The following is a 16,754-nucleotide window of genomic DNA, read 5'->3' as shown; positions in this document are numbered from 1 at the left end:
TCGCTACTGCTGTGGAAATCAACTACCTTTTTTAATTAAACAGCTGATTTTTCTTGCCAGAGTTCAGGATTTGATTAGCTGATGGTATTAGATTGTACTCTGTTATGGAAATTTTGGTGAAATTAGTTAAAAAAATTTATAGGAGGAGTCACCGAGTCAGTAGGGGCAAAGTAGGGGCGTATTGCAATACGCCCCTACTTCTTTATCTATGTTTTATATAGCAGAGTCTTGTTTTTAGATATTTCTAAATATATCAAGAGAGCATTGATATCGGCTGGGTTGACTCCTCCAATTCTTGCGGCTTGTCCAATAGTGAGGGGTTTAACTTTGTTGAGCTTTTCTCTAGATTCCTTAGATAGAGTTTCAATGGTTGAGTAGTCTAAATCACCAGGTAGTTGGCGATTTGCTTGACGGGCAACTTGGTCAATTTGTTGTTGCTGCCTTGCTAAATAACCAGCGTATTTAATATCAATTTCTGCTCCTTCTTTTTCCGCTTGTTTGAGGGTGGGGTTGTCGAGTCCATGACGTTCTAGGTCAACGTAATGAATACCGGAACGACGCAGTAAATCAGCCAGAGTGACAGAACCTTTAATGGCTTGTTGGGTATCGTGAGCGATCGCTTTCCCAACTTCCTCATTCTCTTTTATTCTAGTTAAATGCAGGCGTTTTTTCTCTGCTGTAATTTGTTCTTGTTTTTTAGTATATAAATCCCAGCGGCGGTCGTCAATTAAACCAATTTCCCTTCCTAACGGTGTCATGCGGATATCAGCATTGTCAGAACGCAGTAACAAACGATACTCTGAGCGACTGGTAAGCATTCGATAAGGTTCGCGTAAATCCTTCGTACACAGGTCATCAATTAAAGTGCCAATGTAACTTTGTTCACGGGGGAAAATAATCATTTCCTCACCCTGTACAAACCGCGCTGCATTAATTCCCGCTACCAAACCTTGAGCAGCAGCTTCTTCATAACCGGTAGTCCCATTTACCTGTCCCGCACAAAATAACCCTGGTATTTTCTTGGTCATCAAAGTAGGATAACACTGAGTTGCGGGTAAATAATCATACTCTACCGCATAGGCAGGACGCAACATGACACAGTTTTCTAAACCGGTCAAACTCCGCAACATGAAAATTTGCAGCGTTTCGGGTAAACCAGTGGAAAAACCTTGAATATACAATTCAGGAATATCTCTGCCTTCTGGTTCAATAAAGATTTGGTGACTTTCTTTATCGGCAAAGCGAACAATTTTATCTTCAATACTCGGACAATAGCGGGGTCCTTTTGCTTCTACCCAACCACCATAAACTGGGGACAGATGCAAATTCTCTCTAATTAAACGATGAGTTTCTGTAGTAGTGCGGGTCATGTGACAAGGCATTTGTTCCCGTTCTACCCAGACTTCCGGGTCAAAACTGAACCAACGCACCGCTTCGTCTCCTGGTTGCAGTTCCATTTTACTGTAATCAACGGAACGCTTATCAACCCGTGCGGGTGTGCCGGTTTTGAGTCTGCCGGTTTCAAATCCCAAACGATTCAAAGTTTGTGTTAATCCTTCCGCTGCAAATTCTCCTGCGCGGCCTGCGGCCATTGATTTATTCCCGACCCAAATCTTGCCACCTAAAAATGTGCCTGTGGTGAGAATGACGGCTTTGCAGTGAAAAGATACGCCAAAATAAGTTTCTAAACCAATGATTTCATCATTAGCGTCTAAGATTAAATCTGTTACCATGCCTTCTCGAATTGTCAAATTCTCTTGATTTTCGACAATTCCTTTCATTACTGCCGCATATTCCCGTTTATCAGTTTGCGCCCGTAATGCCCATACCGCAGGACCCCGTGAAGAATTGAGGATGCGTTTTTGTAGGTATGTCCGGTCTGCTATTTTACCAATTTCCCCACCTAAAGCATCTATTTCATGGGTTAATTGAGACTTGGCCGGACCACCCACTGCGGGGTTACAAGGTTGCCAAGCGATTTTATCTAAGTTTAGGGTCAATAGCAGTGTCCGACAACCGAGGCGGGCAGTAGCAAGTGCTGCTTCGCAACCGGCGTGACCTGCACCGACGACAATCACATCATAAGCGTCTCGGAATTCAGGGGAATTGTGCATGGTCATAACCAATTAAGAATTAAAAATTAAAAGTTTAAAAAGCTAGTTACGTTCAGTATTTTAGCGTATATTTAGAGGCGATCGCAGTTTTTACTAGCTTAGTTACAGAGGTAGTGACGAGAGAGCAAAGAATAGGACATCAAATCTTCAGGCATCTATTGACATTTCCCGACAATAGGTTCATAATATTATAAATATACGAGAGTTTTGTAGTTAATTTAAAGTCAATAAATATTTTGAGTAACTGTAATGGTTCCGAATAGACTTGAATGGCTACAAAGAAAATAAACCTTTCCTTAGAAAACTTGGTAGTTCTAGAGAAAATTTGGGTATTGAACTCGTTGATAGACAATCAAGAGCCTTAGAATTATGTTCTGTGGCAATGTGGGATACCACCTTCACTAACTCAGTTGGTGATGTTATACTGGATATTCACGATATCTCAGATGTCGGGGAATGTCTCGGTTAAAAGTATCAGTTATTGTTTAATTGTAGCAAATATAAGGTTTCTTGATGGTTGAACTGTAGTAATGGGTAATCAAATTTACTAGACATCTATAGGAATCCTAAATTATTTCTGAACAATATCTAAGTATTGTAGGGTGGGCAATGCCCACAATATCCGGGTTTTGGTGGGCATTGCCCACCAATAGTATATGTTCAAAAATCAATGTACAATGGGATATTTATTTTATAGGTAATAATAATCTGGAATACCATTGGTATGGAGAATTTGAAACTAAGAAAATCGCTCCTCTCATTTTAGATGACGGAGAGAATGAAAAAGATAAATTCAAAATAATCAATGAAGTTTTATCAATTGATGGTAAAATTTTGATTGAAAGAAATGATAAAGAAATAAAATTCAAGAATCAACCACTACCAAAGCTGTCTCCATTTCAAAGTGCAGTATCAATATTAAGTGAAGAAGAAGATATTTCGCCTGTACAGGATAGCTTTAATAAAATAATATATAGTGATCAATCAGGTTCTGTTGATGCTGTTCACCCAAAAATCACAATAGTAGATCACTTTAAAGATTTAGAAGACACAAGAGTTGAGAGAACAAAAAGGCATAAATTAATAGATATATAGGACTCCTATTTGATTTTTGAACATATACTATTGGTGGGCATTGCCCACCCTACAATACTTAGATATTGTTCAAAAATAATTTAGGATTCCTATAGTTACCATTGCGATTTGTGCAGTAATTTGTGGGGTAGATAGTTGGGTATTGATAGAGACCTATGGAAAAGGGAATTAATTCCGTATCTATGATGTAGCGATTAAGCTGTTACATTATGATAGACAATGCAAGCTATGTCACTTATTTGACAATATACGCAAATATTTATTTGTCAAAAATGGGGAGAGGTAAATATCGCCACAAGTCTTCATAAATAAAGTATTTTGTCCTTACTATATATGTAGGATGTGTCCACAAAAATATGTATTTAATATATCCATAGCTTAAATATATGTACTATTTAATTTAAGTATATATACTGTTTTTTGGGGGGGGGTAGCATGATACAGATACAGTAGATAGATAAAATTTTTAAATTTTGTCATCTACCAAAAGACAGATTTTATTAACTCAATATTTTTTCCAAGGAACTTACACTATGATGCGTCGTTTAGCCTTAGCCTCCGCGCTCTTTGTCGCTGTTGGTTCTGCTGCTCCCTCAATGGCTGTTGCTGATACTGCTACTTCAAACCTTAGTATCTCATCTAATGTACCTAGTAACTGCACTATTTCAACTAGTGCGCTGAATTTTGGTTCTTATGATCCAGGAACGGGTTCAAGTGTAACTGGAACTGTGACAACAAATTGTACTGTGTTGGCTAATGCAGTAATTACGTTAAGTCTAGGCGTCTATCCTGAACAATCACAGCGTAGGCTTAAACATAGTTATGCCGATTTTCATCTCAATTATGCCCTTTACCAAGATAACCAAAAGACTACGACTTGGGGAAATAGTTCCAGCACTGGTGTAGACATTACGGGTGAGGGTTTTGATAAATCTAAATCTGTTTACGGTGTAATTCCCGCAGGTCAGACCGTTGCATCGGGTAATTATTATGATACTGTAGTAGCTACTATTACTTTCTAAGCCCTGATCATCCAAAAGACATCTGGTAAAAATTACGCAAGCGATATCCGTAACCCACGATGCAAAATCTTGGTGCGTTACGGGCTTTTGTCTTAACGCACCTTACAAATAAGGTTAATTCTCGTGTTTACCCTCAGTTCCCGCTTAAAATTACTGCTGTTTCTCAGCCTATTCCTGGGCTTATGTTTTAAAACATCCCAAGCCGACGCGGGAAATTATGGCGTTAATCCAATTAATGTTGTTCTTTCTCCCAAAGTTTCCACTGTGCTGCTGAAATTACGTAATCAGGATACCACTGCTGGCAGTTTTCAATTCAAAGTATTCAAATGGGAACAAAATGCCCAAGGAGAAGACAAACTCACTCCTACTGAAGATATTATTCTGTTTCCATCTCTACTTTCCGTAGAATCCCAGGCAGAACGGCAAATTAGACTCGGTTCTAAAGTTCCCATTAATAATGTCGAAAAGACTTACCGACTGATTGTGGAAGAACTACCGATAAAAACCAGTCAATCCACTCAGAATGCCATCCAAGTCTTAACTAATTTAAGTATTCCTATTTTTCTACAACCGAGCCAAATCAACCAGTCAGGAAAAATGGGACAACTAGCAATCAAAAAAGGTAATTTATCTTTTGAGATTAATAATACTGGTAATGTCAATCTTCGTCCACAGCAAATTACAGTGCAAGGAGTAAGTGCCACAGGGGAAAAAATTATTGAAACTGCTGTTAATAGTTGGTATATTTTAGCGGGTAATACTAAATCCTACAGTGTAGAATTACCACCTAAAGAAAAATGTAATGGGGTCAAGAAACTGGTAGTGGAAGTCAAAACCGCAAAAACCACCTTTAAAGAAACCCTAGACACTCCCCAGGGCGCTTGTGCTGCTGCTTACCCCCCTTAGTCCCCCCTTGCCAAGGGGGGAAACTGGAGAATCTTATCCCCTCCCCTTAGCAAGGGGAGGGTTAGGGTGGGGTATTGTTTGTGGGAATTACCCCCCTTAGTCCCCCCTTGCCAAGGGGGGAGACTGGAATCTTATCCCCTCCCCTTAGCAAGGGGAGGGTTAGGGTGGGGTATTGTTTGTGGGAATTACCCCCCTTAGTCCCCCCTTGCCAAGGGGGGAGACTGGAATCTTGTCCCCTCCCCTTAGCAAGGGGAGGGTTAGGGTGGGGTTAATTTAAAAATACTTACAAAGTCGCCTTCAATTGCACCGTGTCCTGGTAATTTCCCGCTGGCACATTTTGCCCCGCCGGAATTTTAACATGAACATTGATACTACTGGCTGAACCCGTACCAGTCAATGACAAACCAGTGTTATCAGTATTGCCCCAAATTATTGTCTTAGATTCATCTTGATATAATTCATACAATAAGTAATTTCCTGCACCATCAGTCATGCGGCGCACGGGGTTAGTGTCATTGGAGACAGAAGAGGCATTTTGTCCTTGTCCAAGGGTAATTTTCCCAGTAGTATTACTCGGTAAAGTGATAGCAATTGGTATTGTTGCCGTTGCCGGAGTAGACGGATTAGTTATGTTCTCCACTGGTATTGGCACAGGAGCAGCAGGTGGGGTAATTATAATACTAGGAACTACTGAAGCAGAAACATTCAAATTAGCATTTGCGCTACCTGCCATTACGGGAGCAGAGGAACTAGCCATAAGTAGCAAAACAGTTAATAAAGAAGGGCGCACTTTCATGGTTTTATGTCTGTAAATAATGGCTGGTTGTTGCTGTTGGTTTCTGCTTGGAGTTTTGTAGTCTGTTCTCAGGTTGCAGCACAAGAACAAAATGCCATTTTGGAACTTACCGTTAATCAGGTAGCTAAAGAAGCAATTTTTGTGATTTTACGCCCCCAGGATATTCTTATTACTCGTTCCGATTTAGAAAAAGCCGGGTTACAAGGTTTCGCTGGTAGTCGAGAAACTATTAATAATGAAACTTATGTTTCTCTGGTTTCATTATCTCCCCAGGTGAGCTATATTTTTGATGAAAAAGCCTTAACTTTAAAGATAACAGCCCAACCTGAATTATTAAGCAGTAATTCATTTAATTTAGGTCGGGAGTCAGCGAAAAATATTACTTATAGTCAAAACACTAGTGTTTTCTTTAATTATGCTTTTAACTTACCTGTTGACATTGAAAAATTCAACTTCAACAATTATACATTTTTTGGAGAATCAGGATTAAGCATTCATAAAAATTTACTTTATAGCAGTTTTTCCCGCAAAACTGATGGTTCTTGGCTGCGAGGTTTAACAAATTTCACCTTAGATAATCCCCACAAATTGACTAAATGGGTAGTTGGTGATTCCTTTGTCAGCACTGGCGATTTAGGGGGAGGAATGTTTATGGCTGGTGTGAGTGGGTCACGGGATTTTGGCCTAAATCCTAATGTCATCCAACAACCAACTTTTAGTTTATCTGGTGCGGCCTTAACACCTGCCAAAGTAGAGGTTTTTGTTAATGGACAAAGAGTAAATCAAATAGAAGTACCCCCCGGTCGCTTTCAATTTGATAATTTACTCCTACCCACTGGTAGTGGTTCTACAAAAGTTGTAATTCGTGATGCTTTAGGTCGAGAAGAGGTAATTACTTCACCTTTTTATTTTGCTGCGGGGTTGCTAAAACCCGGTTTATCTGACTACAGTTTTAATTTAGGTTTACGGCGATTTAAACTAGACTCTGATAATTTTAATTATGGTTCTCCGGCTTTTCTCGGTCGCTATCGTCAGGGTATTACCAACTCCCTGACCCTGGGCGGGCGCTTGGAGGTTGCTAGTAATTTAATTAGTGGTGGTTCTAGTCTAACCACTACCCTGCCCTTTGGGGCTTTAGGACTATCCCTAGCCGCCAGTAGTGAATCAGGAATACCGGGGGCTGCGGCTGCTCTGACTTATAGCTATTCTCGTCGTAATATCGGTTTTGGTGGTTCGGTGCGGCTGTTGAGTGACCGATATGCTAATTTAAGTTTGACAGCATTAGATGACAGAGCCAAGTTAGAAAATAATGCTTTTGTTTCTGTCTCTCCCACCCGTAATTTAAGCTTAGGTTTGCAGTATGCGTCCTCTGACTTCCGTGATAAAGGACACAGTAACCGCCTAGCTCTCACTAGTAGTTTGCGTCTCAATTCCCATGCAGATTTATCTATGAATCTCAGCCGGTCTGACCAACCTACACAACCAACCACAAATGAACTATTTCTAGGTTTCAATTATACTTTAGGTAATGCTAGAGCTAGTATTAATCGGCAAAATACCAATGGTAAAACTGCAATTAACTCAACTGTATCTGTGCAGAAATCTCCACCGGCTGGTAATGGCTTGGGCTACCGTCTTCAGGTTAACCCCAACGGGGAAAAAATTCCCGCCAATGGTAATATCCAGTATCGCGCTCCTTTTGGCGTTTATGAGTTAAACCTCAACCGCAGTAATGGTACAAATAGCGGCTCTGTTAATGTCTCTGGTAGTATTATCGGCATAGGGAATAATGTCTTCTTTGCCCCTCCTGTTACCCAAAGCTTTGCACTCATACAAGTTCCAGGGGTGAGGGGTGTGCGTGGTTACAGTAATAATCAGGAAGTTGGACGCACTGGTTCTAAGGGTAATTTAATGATTACTAATCTGCGCCCCTACAATGGTAATAATTTGAAAATCCAAGATCAGGATATTCCTTTAAACTACAAAATTGATGCTAATGAAAAAGTAATTACTCCGCCTTTTCGAGGTGGGGCGGTTGTGCGTTTTCCTGTGCGACTAATTCAGAGTCTTGTCGGTACTTTGTCGGTAGAAACATCAGGAAAAACTGTGATTCCGTCCTATGGTCAATTAAATATAACTGTGAATAATCAAATTATTAACTCACCTATTGGTAAGGAAGGAGATTTCTATTTAGACAGTGTTTCTCCGGGAAAATATCCAGCTAATGTGGACTATGAAGGGGGTATTTGTAATTTTGAGCTAACTATTCCCCAGTCTCAGGAACAAATGGTTAATTTAGGTAATTTAAAGTGTATTATTCCTTAACGATTACAGTATTGTACAGGGGAAACGCATCTAAATTTTATTGACAAAACACCATTTTTGTGTATAAAGGAAGGAATCGGTATTTATCGTTTGATTGATTTTTTCAGAGTCATCGTGATGGTTTAAATTATTGTCAATAAGTAGACGTTAATGCGAATTTTTGGGTCATTATTGAGATTAAATAGTCCTTATTGATAAGATGCGTTTCCCCTGGGGTGTAGTTTCCGCTATTTCTATAATTTCCGTTTCTTGTTTATTATTATCTTTTTTAGAATTTAGAAACTCTATATGCTCTGGAAACTGATTAAGAAACTTAATATTGATTTTCGTAGGATTTTGAATTAATAAATCCTTACCTCTGTCAGTAATTTGAAAAAAGCCTCTTTTGGGATATTCCAATAAAACAGCTTTTTTTAAATGAGTTCTAGCCCATCCTACTCTATTATCAAAAACAGTTTGTTGTCCACTAGGTAATAAATCCTTTCTTTGGTCATCAGTTAAATTAAAAACATCAGCTAAAAATGTAATAGCGTCTCTTAAAGAATGTTCCTTACCATCACTTGCATATTGCAATAAAGGAAGCATAATAGCTTGAAAATCAGGAATAGTCATTTTTCCCAAATTAATGTATTAAGCACTACCAAGAGTGTATTCATACCTTGTAGATAAATATTGATTAAAAGTAGACTCAACATAAGTACCGACTGCTTTACCATCTGTAACCCCATACAGATTATGAATTTGTGTTACACTTAATTCTGAGCAAAAATTACGTGCTGCCGTTTTTAAAGATTCTAGTGTTAGTAATTCCATTTTTAAATTAAATAGCCAAACTTAATTGTTGCCAAGAAGATTTAGTAAATTCGATATTTATTTTACCAATTCTTTGACATACCCATTCTACACAAGTAGGAACAATTGCATTACCAAATAAAGCATATTGATCATAAATTCTAGCTACCCGACACCAATCATCAGGAAACCCCATCAATCTCGCATATTCAATATTCGTTAAACGCCGATATTTATCACCTACTTGATAACGTTCATAATGTCTTGATGTAGAAGCAGTTAAAGTTGATGCAATTCCATTAATTCCAAATATTGTATAACCTAATCTTGCACCTCCATCTTGATTATATAATAATTCCACACCTTGACAATAACGATTTACAGCTTTACTTTGCTTAATTCGTTCTAAAGTATCAGATGTAAAATCAAATTGAGCATCTACCATTAAATCATCTTGGAGAATATCTTTTAATTTTTGTCTAGGTTTGATATCCGGTAAAGCAGGAAGATTCAAAGTTAACATTTTATTTTTATAAGCAATTCCCCAATTATAATTCTTACCTTGATTTGCAACTATAGGCATCATATCTTTTTCTGTTAATATTTCTATATTTTGTAAATTAATTAAATCTGATTGAGTTAAGAAAACTGATTTATTTTGTAAAAGTTGAGAATTTATATTATCTTCATTCAACTTAGTTCCGAAAATAAAAATCCTATCTCTATTTTGAGGAATACCAAAGCTAATGGGACTAATGATTCTCCATTCTATAAAATAATTCAATTCCGATAGCGCATTTAAAATAACTCGAAAATGATAGCCATTTTCCATTGTTAAAAGTCTTTTAACATTTTCTAAGAAAAAATATTGGGGTTGTTTTTCGGCTATAATTTCTACAATACGTTCAAATAAAGTTCCTCTAACACTATCTCTCACACCCAATTTTTTACCAGCAGGGCTAAATGGTTGACAAGGGAAACCAGCCATTAAAATATCATGATTGGGTATATCTGATATCGGAATTTTATTAATATTTCCTAAAACTATAGAATCTTTACCAAAATTGCTTTCATAAACTTGACAACTCAATTCATTAATATCATTAGCCCATATAGTTTCAATATTAGCATTTGTCAGCCCTAAGCGAAAACCACCGATACCAGCAAATAATTCTACAGCTTTTAAATTGTTTGTTCTCATGTATTGTATATTGTTTAATAATTATTCATCTGTAAAATAGTCAGAATCTATTTTTTTAATTTCGTAAATAGAGACAGTGGAAACCCCTACATGATTATCAATCATTAATTGGGCTAATTCTTGTCCATCTATTAACACAATTTTACTATCTATAATAGATACATATTCTCTAGCTTCTTGGGAAAATCTATAAGTAGTGATAAAAACACCTTTTCTTGCTCTTTGTCCATGTAAAGCCCCGACAAACTTTTGAATCTCTGGTCTACCGACAACAGTATTATCCCATCTTTTAGCTTGAATATAAACAATATCTAAACCTAATTTATCTTCCTTGATTATACCATCAATTCCACCATCACCATTTTTACCAATTGCTCTGCCAGCATCACGTCTTGAGCCACCATAACCCATTTTTACGAGTAAATCTACCACTAATCTTTCAAAAAAATCAGGTGAACAAGCATAATAGCTTGAAAATCAGGAATAGTCATTTTTCCCAAATTAATGTATTACTTTTTTATACCATACTTTTGTATTTTTTTTGCAGTATTTTTACATCACCGTGCTAAAGAAATATATTATAATAAATAAGACTCAATGCGGTTAAAACCGCCCGTGTCGCTTCCCTCTCAGGTCTAAAGACACTGAGTTTCCCGCATACCGCGAGGTCTTATGAATACCCAACTAGTTGAATCTATCACTCAAATCATCCTCTCTTTATCTCCAGAAGAAAGGCAGCTTTTAGAAAGCAAAATTAATAATGTCAAATCATCTTCGCATTTAGCAAATTCAATACAACAAGATATTTCAGATTTAGAACAACGGCTAAAGAATTTTGAGACAAAATATCAAATGTCTTCTAGTGACTTTTATCAAGAGTTTAAAGCAGGTAAATTAGGAGATGAAATAGATTTTTTTGAATGGAGCGTATTTTATGAAATGTGGACTAATGCTCAAAATAATATGCAGATAAATACAAATTTAATAGCTGGTTAAACAATGGAAATACAAGATTATATTAATACAGTAAAAATTAAGTTAGCAACTAGCCGCATCATTATTAAAATCGCTATTGTGGAAGAAAAGATTTTATTGGATCGTGGCTATTTTCGTGCTAGACTAACTTTAGTTAATAATGATTTCTTAGAAATAGCAGAGTCCTTTACTATTATTGAGGGACATTTTGTAACCCTGGGTTATCGTTATCAGTGGATGGATGAACAAAAGGAAAAATTAAGAAAACGTTGGGATAATGTGCAGCATTTTCCAAATTTACCTAATTTTCCCCATCATGTCCACATAATTGAAGAGTCTAATGTAGAACCTAGCCAATCTCATAATATTCTGGAATTAATTGAAGTTATTGAAAAAGAATTAATTTAATAACGTAAGTTGCTAATTAGGTAAAATGTCAGAATCAGGATGTCCACCGATTAAAGGATGAACAGGATGAAAAGAAGGATTTCATCACCCATTACCAGCCTTAACTTTTCATAAACTGAATCAAATAATACCGTAGTTGAACTTCTATTAACACGAAGTATAACTACGGGTTTTGTAAGTACGAGTAAGATTAATAATCAAAAAATTGTATATGGGAAATTTCCCAACCAAAATTAAACCCCCTACTAAAACTTAGCAGGGGGTTTAATATAACATTGAATTACACCTTAGGTTTAAAAGTCGAAGCAACGTGCAACTCCTTCAATTGTTTTACGTCCACATTTGCAGGAGCATCTGTTAACAAACAACGAGCTTGTTGAGTCTTGGGGAAAGCAATCACATCACGAATAGATTCTTCTCCAGATAACAACATTACTAAACGATCTACACCGTAAGCAATACCACCATGAGGAGGAGTACCATATTCAAAAGCTTCTAACAAAAAGCCAAATTTACTTTGTGCTTCTTCCGTTGATAAACCAATGGCTGTAAACACCTGTTCTTGAACTTCTCGCTGATAAATTCGCAGACTTCCACCACCAACTTCAAACCCATTTAAAACTAAATCATAAGCTTGAGCGCGGGCGGTTTTTAAATCGCTGATATCATCAGGATGAGGTGCTGTAAAAGGGTGATGTAATGCTTCTAAACGTTTTTCATCTGCATTCCATTCAAACATGGGGAATTCTGTCACCCAGAGGAAGTTAATTTTATCTTTTTCAATTAACTTAAATTCCTTAGCCACAAATTGACGAATTCTGTCCAAAGTTTTATTGACAGTGACCGTATCAGCAGCCGCAAATAATAACAAATGTCCAGCTTTTGCACCTGTTCTTGTTAAAATTTCCTGCTTTTGTTCCGGTGTTAAATTGTCTTTAATTGCGCCAATAGTGTCAATTTCGCCATTTTCCCGGACGCGGACATAAGCTAAACCTTTTGCACCAGCTTCTGCGGCTTCTCGGAAAATATCGCCACCTGGTTTAATGCGAACATTAGAAATTGCATCGTTACCGTTAGGAATGGGGAGAATTTTTACAATCCCACCATTAGCAACAGCTTCTCGAAACACTTTAAAACCCGAATCTTTTAAAACGTCGGAAACATCAACTAATTCTAAATCGTAGCGGGTGTCAGGCTTATCGCTTCCATAGCGATTCATGGCTTCGGCGTAGGGAAGACGAGGAAAAGGACGAGGTAAATCAATTCCTTTCACAGTTTTGAAAATATGACAAACTAACTTTTCGTTGAGTTCAATAATTTCATTTTCAGACATGAAACTCATTTCCATGTCTAATTGGGTAAATTCCGGTTGTCTGTCTGCGCGTAAATCTTCATCCCGGAAACATCGCGCTACTTGATAGTATCTATCCATTCCCGATACCATCAATAATTGTTTGAATAGTTGGGGTGATTGCGGTAAAGCAAACCATTCACCTTCATTGACGCGACTGGGAAGAATATAATCTCGCGCCCCTTCGGGGGTAGAACGGGTGAGAATAGGGGTTTCGATTTCGATAAAACCTTCTAAGTCTTCCAGGTAGCGCCGCATGGATTTGATGACTTGGTGACGCAATTGCATATTTTGCGCCATACGTTCCCGTCGTAAGTCCAAATAACGATATTTTAACCGCAAGTCTTCGCGCACATTTTCCGTGTCTGCGGTGGAAACTTGGAAAGGTAACTGTTTGCGGACGGCGTTGAGGAGTTCTATTTTATCAGCATAGATTTCCACTTCGCCTGTGGGTAGCCTGGGATTTAGTGATTCTGGGGGACGTTGGCTAACTGTACCGGTGATTGCGACAACGTATTCGTTTCGGAGTGAGTTAGCCTGTTCGTAGGAGTCTGGGGTGCGCTGGGGGTCGCTAACGATTTGGACAATACCAGAGCGATCGCGCAAATCTAGGAATATCACACCACCGTGATCGCGGCGACGGTCTACCCATCCGTAAAAGGTAACAGTTTCACCAATATGTTCTTTTCGGAGTTCGCCGCAATAGTGAGTTCGCATAGTTATTAGTTCTTTGGTTCCGGGCTAGGTTGGGTAAATGTCAAGGCTTTCCCATTATCTAGCATCAACAGTCATTGTAGTAGTTTTAGTTGAAGAAAAATCAACGACATTATGGATTATGTCGAAAATGGCAGTTCAGTGTTTATAATCTTCCCTTTAGGGGTATTATCTGAAAAATTTCTGTATAATCCATACTTAAAGAGAGTTTAAAACTGAAAGTACCGTGAGATAGCTACTGGATGACTGAAATGTGCTAAAGTTTAGCCATAACTTTATTTTTATGAAAAAACGTAACGGCAGATTCAACCCCAAACGCAAAATGCTTGATTTGGAGAAATGTGATTTTCAAGACCTTTTAAACCTTGCATCACAAGCGCAATATGGCGGAAATCCTGAACATAAAATGAATCCAGGTGATTTCAATCTTACGCCCCCTAGTTATCCTAGACCCGGTAAGTCCCTTTGTGACTCCGTTAAGGTTTTCACCAAAAAGGAGGCTCTAGCTCTGCTCAGGCAAGGCATTGAAAACGGATTAGTTAGCGATCGCTTTACAGGTTTGTGGCCAAAAAACGTTTGGTCTGTCATGGATGATGGAATTCCACTAGAAGCACAGCTTGAGTCGTCTGAGCAAGGATCGTATCATGGTTATCCTATGCAAAAAGAAGATCCTTTCTGTGAAGAGGTCATTAAGCAATGGGGGATTCGGAGTGAAAAAGCTAAATCTTAATTTTGACTGGTCGCCTAATGGTAATAATTCGCCCGAAATTCAGCAAACTATGGGGATGTTTAGTTTGCAAGTGGGAGAAGTTAATCTGACGGAGAATGAGAATATTTGGTCTCAAAAGATTTGCCCTACCGTTTTACTTTCTGCCTATCCCCTTGCATTATGGATGGCATCGTCATGGTGGCGATTACTTTTCGAGCCTCTTCCACCCCCAGGAATCAAACCCTCAGTTGATTGGAAAATGGCGCATGAACTAACTGCATCCAATCAAGGGTTTATTTGTCCGAGGGTCTTATGCGCTTCAGATACTGAATCTATGCAAATATGGGCTACTCCATCACATCCTACTGATAAACAGTCAGTTAGATACATAAATGGTCTTGAGCGCGCAGTTTCCGAAAACTTCCTTGAATTTGATAGCATAGCAGCAGCATTTATTGAGTCTGTTATATCCCGTCTTAATGAAACAGGAGTTTATGGAACGTCTTTAGCTCACCTTTGGGAAGAAGTTCAGGAAGAACGATCTGACCCATATTCAACAATGTACCGTCGTCGTGAAGCAGAATTAGGCTTTGATGCCGATGAATGTCCCGATGAGATCGTGAAAGATGCTCTGGATCTCGCTAAACGAGTTGGAAATGAAACGCTTTCTGAACTAGCTCCCACTTGCGGTAAAGAATCATTAGAAACCAAACCTTTCAGCGCAATTAAAGAACTCATCGAATCCACTGGACTCAAAGGAAAGCCCGTTAATTGGAGTAATTTGCCTGTAAATCAAGATACGGTAAAAGCGCCTTGGCAACGAGCAAAGGGAGTTGTATCTTTTGTGCACAAGAAAATTGACAACGAAGAAAAACCTCTCACCAACAAGATCCTTTGCGATTTGCTTGGTTTACAGGAATCTGAATATGATGCCTGGCAGCCTCAAAAGCGACAACCTATCTCAGTTGCAGTCCCATTAGAGAACAATGGGTTTCACTATCATCCGAGAAAAAGCCATCCACTGGCTAAAAGATTTGAATTTGCCAGGCTTATTGGTGATTATTTGCTTTATGGCAACTGTGGGAAATCATGGCTTGCCAGCACTGACATCAGAACATCAAGGCAAAAATATCAGCGAGCTTTTGCAGCAGAGTTTCTTTGTCCCATTGATAGCTTGCAGACTTATTTGAATAACGACTACTCAGAATCTGCGATAGAAGACGCATCCGAATATTTCATGGTGAGTCAACAAACAATCGAAACAATCCTAATTAATAACGGCTTAATTTTCTCCTCACACGGAGTCAATGATTTAGAATCTAGTGTTCCCTATTAGCTTATTTTTAACGATGCCTTCTTGGTGTTCAGAACGCGTTCAGAAATTACCTCTTAAAAACCGACGACACCACCGTAATTATCGTGGCGCTGGCAATCAAACCGAAAGCCAAATTAACCAGTGACTGTGTAGCTTGCCTGTATACCTCAAATTTCTCATTTGATTTTGCCACATCAGTTTTTAATTCTTCCAGTGAATTTAATATTTTTTGTTGAAACTCTTCTTCTGACATTTTATTTATCTCCTTAGTTAAGGATTTTGATATGGATTAAATAGTGTAAGCCCAACTAAGAACTGAACCGCGCAAATCTAAGAATATCACACCACCGTGATCGCGGCGACGGTCTACCCATCCGTAAAAGGTAACAGTTTCACCAATATGTTTTTTTCGGAGTTCGCCGCAATAGTGAGTTCGCATAGTTGTTAGTTCTTTGGTTCCGGGCTAGGTTGGGTAAATGTCAAGGCTTTCCCATTATCTAGCATCAACAGTCATTGTAGTAGTTTTAGTTGAAGAAAAATCATTTTAGCTTTGGCGGTTAGAAATCGCAGCTACACAGGCAAAACCCATCTTCATGGGTTTCAAACCCTTAATTTTTTCTTATCTTAGTCCACGCAGGTGGACTTTGTTTGTGTAGAAGCGGTTTCTAACCGCCGATTTTATCAACTTCTATCTATCTATGGTGTATTTTGAAAAGGCAATCTAGAATCGTTTCAACGTGAATAAAATTCCTCTCTTCGATTTATCACAACAATATCAACAAATTGGCGATGTTTTCTTGGTGTTCAGATTGCGTTCAGAAATTACCTCTTGAAAACTGATGACACCACCGTAATTATCGTGGCGCTGGCAATCAAACCGAAAGCCAAATTAACCAGTGACTGTGTAGCTTGCCTGTATACTTCAAATTTCTCATTTGATTTTGCCACATCAGTTTTTAATTCTTCGAGTGAATTTAAGATTTTTTGTTGAAACTCTTCTTCTGACATTTTATTTATCTCCTTAGTTCATG

At 38.2% G+C, this 16,754-nt stretch carries 17 protein-coding genes and 2 pseudogenes; 9 read left to right on the top strand and 10 right to left on the bottom strand.

Annotated elements, in window-relative coordinates; all coding sequences use genetic code 11:
* Positions 1–206: 206 nt before the first annotated feature.
* Complete coding sequence (mnmG, locus tag EZY12_12385; GenBank protein QSX70285.1) at positions 207–2,120, bottom strand: tRNA uridine-5-carboxymethylaminomethyl(34) synthesis enzyme MnmG; 1,914 nt, start codon at positions 2,118–2,120, stop codon at positions 207–209.
* A 259-nt stretch (positions 2,121–2,379) separates the two neighbouring features.
* Between mnmG and EZY12_12380 the strand changes: the two genes are divergently transcribed.
* The 4 genes and pseudogenes from EZY12_12380 (at position 2,380) to EZY12_12365 (ending at position 5,137) form a co-directional block, all read left to right on the top strand.
* A complete protein-coding gene (locus tag EZY12_12380; GenBank protein ID QSX70284.1) occupies positions 2,380–2,583 on the top strand; it encodes a hypothetical protein in 204 nt (67 codons plus the stop codon).
* A gap of 500 nt (positions 2,584–3,083) precedes the next feature.
* Positions 3,084–3,372: pseudogene (locus tag EZY12_12375) on the top strand (transposase family protein).
* Positions 3,373–3,682: 310 nt separating this feature from the next.
* Complete coding sequence (locus EZY12_12370) at positions 3,683–4,231, top strand: spore coat U domain-containing protein (protein ID QSX70283.1); 549 nt, start codon at positions 3,683–3,685, stop codon at positions 4,229–4,231.
* Positions 4,232–4,462: 231 nt separating this feature from the next.
* Positions 4,463–5,137, top strand: a complete 675-nt coding sequence (locus EZY12_12365) for a molecular chaperone (GenBank protein QSX70643.1) — start codon at positions 4,463–4,465, stop codon at positions 5,135–5,137.
* A 283-nt stretch (positions 5,138–5,420) separates the two neighbouring features.
* On the opposite strand, the gene EZY12_12360 is transcribed toward EZY12_12365, so the two are convergent.
* Entirely contained in the window at positions 5,421–5,933 is a 513-nt protein-coding gene (locus tag EZY12_12360) for a spore coat protein U domain-containing protein (GenBank protein QSX70282.1), read from the bottom strand.
* 6 nt (positions 5,934–5,939) lie between these two features.
* Between EZY12_12360 and EZY12_12355 the strand changes: the two genes are divergently transcribed.
* Complete coding sequence (locus tag EZY12_12355) at positions 5,940–8,258, top strand: fimbrial biogenesis outer membrane usher protein (GenBank protein QSX70281.1); 2,319 nt, start codon at positions 5,940–5,942, stop codon at positions 8,256–8,258.
* A 177-nt stretch (positions 8,259–8,435) separates the two neighbouring features.
* On the opposite strand, the gene EZY12_12350 is transcribed toward EZY12_12355, so the two are convergent.
* From EZY12_12350 to EZY12_12335, 4 genes and pseudogenes are all read right to left on the bottom strand, one after another.
* Positions 8,436–8,870: a hypothetical protein gene (locus tag EZY12_12350; protein ID QSX70280.1), complete on the bottom strand. Its 435-nt coding sequence runs from the start codon at positions 8,868–8,870 to the stop codon at positions 8,436–8,438.
* Between the two features lie 18 nt (positions 8,871–8,888).
* Positions 8,889–9,071, bottom strand: coding sequence for a hypothetical protein (locus tag EZY12_12345; GenBank protein QSX70279.1), 183 nt, complete (start codon positions 9,069–9,071; stop codon positions 8,889–8,891).
* Between the two features lie 7 nt (positions 9,072–9,078).
* Positions 9,079–10,251, bottom strand: coding sequence for a DNA (cytosine-5-)-methyltransferase (dcm, locus tag EZY12_12340; protein ID QSX70278.1), 1,173 nt, complete (start codon positions 10,249–10,251; stop codon positions 9,079–9,081).
* Between the two features lie 21 nt (positions 10,252–10,272).
* Positions 10,273–10,707: pseudogene (locus tag EZY12_12335) on the bottom strand (restriction endonuclease).
* Between the two features lie 216 nt (positions 10,708–10,923).
* Between EZY12_12335 and EZY12_12330 the strand changes: the two are divergent.
* Positions 10,924–11,247 carry a hypothetical protein gene (locus EZY12_12330; GenBank protein ID QSX70277.1) on the top strand — a complete coding sequence of 108 codons (324 nt, stop codon included), beginning with the start codon at positions 10,924–10,926 and terminating at the stop codon, positions 11,245–11,247.
* Between the two features lie 3 nt (positions 11,248–11,250).
* Positions 11,251–11,634: a hypothetical protein gene (locus EZY12_12325; GenBank protein ID QSX70276.1), complete on the top strand. Its 384-nt coding sequence runs from the start codon at positions 11,251–11,253 to the stop codon at positions 11,632–11,634.
* 280 nt (positions 11,635–11,914) lie between these two features.
* Here the strand turns inward: EZY12_12325 and aspS are convergent, their stop codons facing one another.
* Entirely contained in the window at positions 11,915–13,702 is a 1,788-nt protein-coding gene (gene aspS / locus EZY12_12320) for an aspartate--tRNA ligase (protein QSX70275.1), read from the bottom strand.
* 280 nt (positions 13,703–13,982) lie between these two features.
* Here aspS and EZY12_12315 point away from each other — a divergent pair, with 280 nt between their 5' ends.
* Positions 13,983–14,429, top strand: coding sequence for a hypothetical protein (locus EZY12_12315; GenBank protein QSX70274.1), 447 nt, complete (start codon positions 13,983–13,985; stop codon positions 14,427–14,429).
* Positions 14,410–15,744 (top strand): hypothetical protein, encoded by a 1,335-nt coding sequence (locus EZY12_12310; protein QSX70273.1) that lies wholly within the window; start codon positions 14,410–14,412, stop codon positions 15,742–15,744. Before EZY12_12315 ends, EZY12_12310 begins: the two co-directional genes overlap by 20 nt.
* Before the next feature lie 46 nt (positions 15,745–15,790).
* Here the strand turns inward: EZY12_12310 and EZY12_12305 are convergent, their stop codons facing one another.
* From EZY12_12305 to EZY12_12295, 3 genes are all read right to left on the bottom strand, one after another.
* Positions 15,791–15,976: a hypothetical protein gene (locus EZY12_12305; GenBank protein ID QSX70272.1), complete on the bottom strand. Its 186-nt coding sequence runs from the start codon at positions 15,974–15,976 to the stop codon at positions 15,791–15,793.
* Between the two features lie 36 nt (positions 15,977–16,012).
* Positions 16,013–16,162, bottom strand: coding sequence for a hypothetical protein (locus EZY12_12300; GenBank protein QSX70875.1), 150 nt, complete (start codon positions 16,160–16,162; stop codon positions 16,013–16,015).
* A 383-nt stretch (positions 16,163–16,545) separates the two neighbouring features.
* A complete protein-coding gene (locus EZY12_12295) occupies positions 16,546–16,731 on the bottom strand; it encodes a hypothetical protein (protein QSX70271.1) in 186 nt (61 codons plus the stop codon).
* Between the last annotated feature and the right edge of the window lie 23 nt (positions 16,732–16,754).

This window comes from Dolichospermum sp. DET69 (assembly GCA_017355425.1).
GTDB lineage: Bacteria > Cyanobacteriota > Cyanobacteriia > Cyanobacteriales > Nostocaceae > Dolichospermum.
This window is presented reverse-complemented; position numbering and strand designations above follow the sequence as displayed.

Bases quoted from the DNA above. Each gene is read 5' to 3' on its own strand.
- EZY12_12330 (QSX70277.1), top strand. From the start codon at position 10,924: ATGAATACCCAACTAGTTGAATCTATCACTCAAATCATCCTCTCTTTA.
- aspS (QSX70275.1), bottom strand. From the start codon at position 13,702: ATGCGAACTCACTATTGCGGCGAACTCCGAAAAGAACATATTGGTGAA.
- EZY12_12295 (QSX70271.1), bottom strand. From the start codon at position 16,731: ATGTCAGAAGAAGAGTTTCAACAAAAAATCTTAAATTCACTCGAAGAA.
- EZY12_12325 (QSX70276.1), top strand. From the start codon at position 11,251: ATGGAAATACAAGATTATATTAATACAGTAAAAATTAAGTTAGCAACT.
- EZY12_12315 (QSX70274.1), top strand. From the start codon at position 13,983: ATGAAAAAACGTAACGGCAGATTCAACCCCAAACGCAAAATGCTTGAT.
- EZY12_12350 (QSX70280.1), bottom strand. From the start codon at position 8,870: ATGACTATTCCTGATTTTCAAGCTATTATGCTTCCTTTATTGCAATAT.
- EZY12_12305 (QSX70272.1), bottom strand. From the start codon at position 15,976: ATGTCAGAAGAAGAGTTTCAACAAAAAATATTAAATTCACTGGAAGAA.
- EZY12_12355 (QSX70281.1), top strand. From the start codon at position 5,940: ATGTCTGTAAATAATGGCTGGTTGTTGCTGTTGGTTTCTGCTTGGAGT.
- EZY12_12345 (QSX70279.1), bottom strand. From the start codon at position 9,071: ATGGAATTACTAACACTAGAATCTTTAAAAACGGCAGCACGTAATTTT.
- EZY12_12300 (QSX70875.1), bottom strand. From the start codon at position 16,162: ATGCGAACTCACTATTGCGGCGAACTCCGAAAAAAACATATTGGTGAA.
- mnmG (QSX70285.1), bottom strand. From the start codon at position 2,120: ATGACCATGCACAATTCCCCTGAATTCCGAGACGCTTATGATGTGATT.
- dcm (QSX70278.1), bottom strand. From the start codon at position 10,251: ATGAGAACAAACAATTTAAAAGCTGTAGAATTATTTGCTGGTATCGGT.
- EZY12_12360 (QSX70282.1), bottom strand. From the start codon at position 5,933: ATGAAAGTGCGCCCTTCTTTATTAACTGTTTTGCTACTTATGGCTAGT.